Annotated in this window: 7 protein-coding genes; all 7 read left to right on the top strand. The window is 63.9% G+C overall.

Annotated features, from left to right (window positions below; genetic code table 11):
• The first annotated feature begins 24 nt into the window (after positions 1 to 24).
• A complete protein-coding gene (gene plsX, locus C2134_RS08640) occupies positions 25 to 1062 on the top strand; it encodes a phosphate acyltransferase PlsX (protein ID WP_043620885.1) in 1038 nt (345 codons plus the stop codon).
• A 5-nt stretch (positions 1063 to 1067) separates the two neighbouring features.
• Positions 1068 to 2027 (top strand): beta-ketoacyl-ACP synthase III, encoded by a 960-nt coding sequence (locus C2134_RS08645; RefSeq protein WP_103319229.1) that lies wholly within the window; start codon positions 1068 to 1070, stop codon positions 2025 to 2027.
• A gap of 128 nt (positions 2028 to 2155) precedes the next feature.
• A complete protein-coding gene (gene fabD, locus C2134_RS08650) occupies positions 2156 to 3085 on the top strand; it encodes an ACP S-malonyltransferase (protein WP_103319231.1) in 930 nt (309 codons plus the stop codon).
• An 86-nt stretch (positions 3086 to 3171) separates the two neighbouring features.
• On the top strand, positions 3172 to 3909 hold the full coding sequence (gene fabG / locus C2134_RS08655) for a 3-oxoacyl-ACP reductase FabG (protein WP_103319233.1): 738 nt from the start codon (positions 3172 to 3174) through the stop codon (positions 3907 to 3909).
• Positions 3910 to 4018: 109 nt separating this feature from the next.
• Positions 4019 to 4258 (top strand): acyl carrier protein, encoded by a 240-nt coding sequence (gene acpP, locus C2134_RS08660; protein WP_103319235.1) that lies wholly within the window; start codon positions 4019 to 4021, stop codon positions 4256 to 4258.
• Between the two features lie 165 nt (positions 4259 to 4423).
• On the top strand, positions 4424 to 5665 hold the full coding sequence (gene fabF, locus C2134_RS08665; RefSeq protein WP_103319238.1) for a beta-ketoacyl-ACP synthase II: 1242 nt from the start codon (positions 4424 to 4426) through the stop codon (positions 5663 to 5665).
• A 137-nt stretch (positions 5666 to 5802) separates the two neighbouring features.
• The coding region (locus C2134_RS08670; RefSeq protein WP_103319240.1) for a chorismate-binding protein at positions 5803 to 6903 on the top strand (1101 nt) is incomplete at its 3' end.

Below are 6903 nucleotides of genomic sequence, written 5' to 3' on the forward strand. Positions count from 1 at the left end.
AGGCACTTTATACCGCACTCGTTGATGACTATCACCGTCGCGGTTGATGCTATGGGCGGTGACGTTGGCCTCAAGGTTACCGTCCCAGCATCGATCCAATTCCTGCAAGACCACCCCGACACCCATCTGATTCTCGTAGGCGACCAGCCAGCCCTTGAGGCGGAACTGTCCCTGCATGCGGGCGCCGTGCGTGAGCGCATCCTCATCCAGCATGCCACCCAAGTGGTGGGTATGGACGAGGCGCCTCAGCTCGCCCTGAAGAATAAGAAGGATTCGTCAATGCGGGTGGCGATCAATCTGGTCAAGGAAGGCAAGGCGCAGGCCGCCGTCTCCGCCGGTAATACCGGCGCGCTGATGGCCACCGCGCGTTTCGTCCTCAAGACCATTCCGGGCATCGACCGTCCCGCCATCGCCAAGCTGCTGCCCAATGTCAAGGGCACTTCCTGCGTGCTGGATCTGGGCGCCAACGTCGATTGCACCCCAGAACAACTGTTGCAGTTCGGCATCATGGGTTCCGAACTGATGGCTTGTCTGCAAGGCAAGACCAACCCCAGCGTCGGTCTGCTGAATATCGGTAGCGAGGACATCAAGGGCAACGACAACATCAAGAAGACTGCCGAACTGCTGCGCCAGTCGGAGCTGAATTTCTACGGCAACGTGGAAGGCGACGACATCTGCAAGGGCACGGTGGATGTGGTAGTCTGCGACGGTTTCACCGGCAATGTGGCGCTCAAGACAGCTGAGGGGCTGGCGCACATGTTCGCCGTATTCCTGAAGGAAGAGTTCGGCCGCAGCTGGTGGACGCGCCTGTGCGCGCTGGCCGCGCTGCCGGTGCTGGCGCTCTTCAAGAAGCGCATCGATCCGCGCCGCTACAACGGGGCCAGCTTGCTGGGCCTGCGCGGCATTGTGGTGAAAAGCCACGGCGGCGCCGATGTCACAGGATTCCGTTACGCGTTGGCGCAGGCATGCGAGGAGGCCGGCTCCGACGTGATTGGTCACATCGCCGAACGGGTTGCTAAACAACTAGACAACCTCAAGCAATCCGAGGCAGAAGCGAACTGACATACATGGGCTATTCCCGCATTCTCGGCACCGGCAGTTACCTGCCGTCCCAGGTGCTCACCAATGCGCAATTGGCCGAACGCGTGGAGACCAGCGACGAGTGGATCGTCACTCGCACTGGCATCCGCGCGCGCCATATTGCTGACGAGCAGCACAAGACCAGCGACCTCGCCTTGAGGGCGGCCGAAGCCGCCATCGCCAGCGCTGGCATAGACAAGGACGAGATCGACCTGATCATCGTCGCCACCACCACCCCGGACATGATCTTTCCCAGCACCGCCTGCATTCTGCAGGAAAAGCTGGGTCTGCCCGGCGTGCCTGCGTTTGACGTGCAGGCCGTCTGCGCCGGCTTCATCTACGCGCTGAGCACCGCCAACGCCTATATCAAGAGCGGCATGGCGAAGAAGGCGCTGGTGGTGGGGGCGGAGATCATGTCGCGCGTGCTGGATTGGGATGACCGCCGCACCTGCGTATTGTTCGGCGACGGCGCCGGCGCAGTCGTGCTGGGCGCATCCGACGAGCCGGGCATCCTGCATGCCAAGCTGGCGGCCGATGGCCGTTACCAGGGCCTGCTGAATACGCCGGCGCAGATTTCCGGCGGCAAGATCCAGGGCATGCCGTATCTGCACATGGACGGTCCGGCGGTGTTCAAATTCGCCGTCAAGTCCTTGTCCGAGATCGCCATGTCCACGCTGGCCGAGGCCGGCGTGGAGAAATCCGCCGTCGATTGGCTGGTGCCGCACCAGGCCAATCTGCGCATCATCGAATCCACTGCCAAACACCTGGGTTTGTCCATGGACAAGGTCATCGTCACCTTGCCGGAGCAGGGCAATACCTCGGCGGCCTCCATCCCGCTGGCGCTGGACGTCGCCGTGCGCGATGGCCGCATCCAGCGCGGACAGACTGTGCTGCTGGAGGGGATAGGCGGCGGTTTCGCCTGGGGCGCCGCGCTGCTGATCTTTTGATAAGCGGATGAAGCGAAAAACGCATTTCGCTGCCGATTCGCCGATTATCAGCGGTTTTTTTGATCAGCGGGCTTGGCAGCGAGGGGCGTCTTGCGTCATCCTTTGCGTCGAATTCAGTGGAGTCGACAATGACTTTTGCATTTCTGTTTCCCGGTCAAGGCTCGCAGAGCCTGAAAATGATGGATGGCTTCGCCGATCTGCCGGTCGTGCAGCATACCTTCGAAGAGGCTTCCGACGCGTTGTCGGTGGATTTGTGGGCCATGTTGCAGGCGGATAGCGCCGATGCCATCAACGCCACCGTCAACACCCAGCCCATCATGCTGGCCGCCGGTTACGCCACGTATCTGGCGTGGCAGGAGCTGAACGGCAAGCAGCCGGCGGTAGTCGCCGGCCACAGCCTGGGCGAGTACACCGCCCTGGTGGCCTCTGGCGCGCTGCCGTTCGCCGAAGCCATCAAGCTGGTGCGCCTGCGCGCGGAAGCGATGCAGGCCGCCGTGCCGGCGGGCACCGGCGCCATGGCCGCCATCCTGAACCTGTCCGATGACGACATCCGCGCCGCTTGCGCGGAGGCTGCGCAGGGCGAGGTGGTGGAGCCGGTCAACTTCAACTCGCCGGGCCAGGTGGTGATCGCCGGCCACAAGGCCGCGGTGGAGCGGGCGATGGAAGCCTGCAAGGCCAAGGGCGCCAAGCGCGCGCTGCCGCTGCCGGTTTCCGTGCCGTCGCACTGCTCACTGATGCGCCCGGCCGCCGAACGCCTGGCTGAGGCGCTGCGCGAGGTGAACCTGAACGTGCCGGCCATTCCGGTACTGCACAATGCCGATGTGTCCAGCTACAGCGACCCGGCGCAAATCCGCGACGCGCTGACTCGTCAGCTGTACATGCCGGTGCGTTGGACTGAAACCATCCAGAAGCTGGCCGGCGACGGCATCCTGCTGATGGCGGAATGCGGTCCCGGCAAGGTGCTGGCGGGCTTGGCCAAGCGCATCGACGGCAACGTCAAGTGCCTGACCTTGACCGATCGCGCCTCGCTGGAGGCCGCCAGCGCCGAGCTGGCCTGAGCACCCATTGACAGCGGGTTGGCTGAGGCCGGCCCGCGGCGATCCGTCCTGCATGGGGCGGACGCCGACCATAAGGAGACATATTGATGAGTCTGCAGGGCAAAGTAGCGCTGGTGACCGGCGCGTCCCGCGGCATTGGCGCGGCCATCGCCGACGCCTTGGTCGCCGAAGGCGCGATTGTCATCGGCACCGCTACGTCGGAATCCGGCGCGGCTGCGATCCATGAGCGTCTGTCCGGCAAGGGCGGCGCCGGTCGCGTGCTGAACGTGACCGAGGCGGGCGCAGTCGAGGCGCTGGTGGACACGGTGGAGAAGGAATTCGGCGCCATCGCCGTGCTGGTCAACAATGCCGGCATCACCCGCGACAACCTGTTGATGCGGATGAAAGAAGACGATTGGGACGCCATCATGGACACCAATCTGAAGTCGGTGTTCAAGACGTCCAAGGCCGTGATGCGCGGCATGATGAAGGCCCGCAGCGGCCGCATCATCAACATCGCTTCCGTAGTGGGCGCGATGGGTAACGCCGGCCAAGCCAACTACGCCGCCGCCAAGGCGGGCATCATGGGCTTCACCAAGTCCATGGCGCGCGAGGTCGGCAGCCGCAACATCACCGTCAACTGCGTCGCGCCGGGCTTCATCGACACCGACATGACCCGCGCGCTGCCGGAAGCGCAGCGCGAGGCGCTGGTGGGGCAGATCGCCCTCGGGCGTCTGGGCGACGCCAAGGATATTGCCGATGCCGTTGTATTTTTGGCGTCGGATCGGGCCGCGTACATCACGGGTCAGACATTGCATGTAAATGGTGGCATGCTGATGCCATAAACTGATCCGGCAAATGTCCGGATGAGATTTAGGTAGGCTGCTCTAATTTTTTTTTGTAGAATACCGGGGTTTTGTGATCCCGAATCAGAAAGGTCAAGGGTTTAAACAAATGGAAAACATCGAAGCGCGCGTTAAGAAGATCGTCGCCGAACAACTGGGCGTGAACGAAGCCGAAGTGAAGACCGAGTCCTCCTTCGTGGACGATCTGGGCGCCGACTCGCTCGACACCGTTGAGCTGGTAATGGCTCTGGAAGAAGAGTTCGAGTGCGAAATTCCGGACGAAGAGGCCGAGAAGATCACGACCGTTCAGCAAGCCATCGACTACGTCACCGCTCATCTGAACAAATAATCCCTTTCTTCGGGACCAGGACCTCTGCCCGGTGCTGCTTCGGCTCGCCCGCAGAGGTTCTTTTGTTATGAGGATTCCAAACGTGCGTTTGAATTGCGCGCTTGCGCAATCGACTCGCTTGGTTTCAACGGGAGACTGCCCTCCCATCTCTCACGGAGATTCTTCGTGTCCAAACGCAGAGTAGTAGTCACCGGCCTGGGCCATGTGTCCCCGGTCGGCAATGATGTCGCCACCGGTTGGGCCAATTTGCTGGCCGGCAAGAGCGGCATAGGCAAGATCACCCGTTTCGATGCCAGCGACATGGCGTGCCAGATCGCGGGCGAAGTCAAGGATTTCGACATCGCCCAATACATCTCGCCGAAGGAGGCGCGTCGCAACGACCTGTTCATCCACTACGGCATCGCCGCGGCCCTCCAGGCCATCGCCGATGCCGGCCTGGATGACATCCCGGGGCTGGACAAGACCCGCGTCGGCGTCAATATCGGTTCTGGCATCGGCGGCTTGCCGCTGATCGAGGACACCGGTGTGGCGCTGATGGAAGGCGGCCCGCGCAAGATCGGTCCGTTCTTCATTCCGGGTTCGCTGATCAACCTGATCGCCGGCCAGGTGTCCATCCTGAAAGGCTTCCAGGGGCCGTCCTATGGCATCGTGTCCGCCTGCACCACCGGCGCGCACTGCATAGGCGACGCCGCGCGCCTGATCCAGTACGGCGACGCCGACATCATGGTGGCCGGCGGCGCCGAGGGAGCGATCTCGCGCCTGGGCATCGGCGGCTTCGCCGCGATGAAGGCGTTGTCCACCCGCAACGACGATCCGGCAGGCGCGTCCCGTCCTTGGGACAAGGGCCGCGACGGCTTCGTGATGGGCGAGGGCGCCGGCGTGCTGGTGCTGGAAGAGTATGAGCATGCGGTGAAGCGCGGCGCGACGATTTACGCCGAGCTGATCGGCTTCGGCATGAGCTCGGACGCGTATCACATCACCGCGCCGAATGCCGAGGGCCCGGCCCGCGGCGTGGCCAACGCGCTGCGCGACGCCGGCATCAACGCCGACCAGGTGCAGTACGTCAACGCGCACGGCACGTCCACGCCGCTGGGCGACGCCAACGAGACCAACGCCATCAAGATGGCGTTCGGCGACCACGCCGGCAAGCTGGTGGTCAACTCCACTAAGTCGATGACCGGCCACTTGCTGGGCGGCGCCGGCGGCGTGGAGGCGATCTACACCATTCTGGCCATCCACAACCAGATCTCGCCGCCGACCATCAATCTGGTCGAGCAGGATCTGGAAGCGGGTTGCGATCTCGATTACGTGGCCAACACCGCGCGTGAAATGAAGATCGACGTGGGTATCTCCAATTCCTTCGGTTTTGGCGGCACCAACGGCACGCTGGTGTTCAAGCGCGTGTAAAACCGTCGCGCAAGCGATTGACAGGCCGAACCGCTGCGCTACACTCGCAGCGGTTTTTCTTTTTTCCGCCGCCGTGCGCAAGGTTGGCCGGCGGAGGTCGTAAATCAGTGCCGGGCCTTGCCGGCCCAGGACTCCCGATGTTCACGCAGAAACTCGATTTCATTCCCGACTTGTTGGCGCTGCACGTTTCCGATCGCGAGAATTTCCCGTACTTGATGCAGTCGTCCGGCGACAGCGGCTGGGATCTGCTGCTGATGCAGCGCGAGCGGCGCGTGTTCCGCAGCGGCGAGGGCCAGGCGTTTCTCGAACAGATGCGCGCCTTCCAGCCGCGGCCGGTGGCCAATCCGCATGCCCTGCCGTTTGTCGGTGGCTGGTTCGTCTATCTCGCCTACGATCTGTTGTCCGAGTTCGAGCCGCGGGTGCCGGCCGCCTTGCCCGATAGTTTTCCGTTGGCGGTATGGGCGCGCACGCCGGCGGCGGTGCTGGTGGACCGCGTCCACAACGAAGCCTGGCTGGTCGGCGAGACCGCTGAGGACTGGCATCGGCTGGAGCGCCTGGTCAGCGCGCGTCCGGCTTTTGAACCGGCGGCGGTCGCGCTGAACGCGCTGGAAGAAGACCCGCCCGAGTGGTACACCGACGCGGTGGTCCGCCTCAAGCGCTACATCTACGAAGGCGACGTGTTTCAAGTCAACATCTCGCGCGGCTGGCGCGCCGAGCTGGCCGACGGCATCGCCGCGCCGGATCTTTACGCCGCGCTGCGCCGGGCCAACCCGGCGCCGTTCTCGGCCTTGGCGGACTTGGGCGAGGCGCAGATCGTCAGTTCGTCGCCGGAGCGCCTGGTGCGCGTGCAGCAGGGCTGGGCCGAGACGCGGCCGATCGCCGGCACCCATCCACGCTCGCCGGACCCGACGGAAGACGCCGCGCTGAAGCAGCGGCTGATCAGCAGCATCAAGGAGCGCGCCGAGCACGTGATGCTGATCGATCTGGAGCGCAACGATCTAGGCCGCATCTGCCGGCCGGGCACGGTGGAAGTCAACGAGCTGATGGCGGTGGCCAGCTACGCCTATGTCCACCATATCGAATCGAATGTGCGCGGCCGGCTGCGCGACGACGTCGCGCCGGCGGACGTGCTGCGCGCGCTGTTCCCCGGCGGCACCATCACCGGCTGCCCCAAGGTGCGCACCATGCAGATCATCCGCGAGCTGGAAAACGGCGCCCGCCGCGCCTATACCGGCAGC

The organism is Chromobacterium sinusclupearum (genome assembly GCF_002902845.1).
Classification (GTDB): domain Bacteria; phylum Pseudomonadota; class Gammaproteobacteria; order Burkholderiales; family Chromobacteriaceae; genus Chromobacterium; species Chromobacterium sinusclupearum.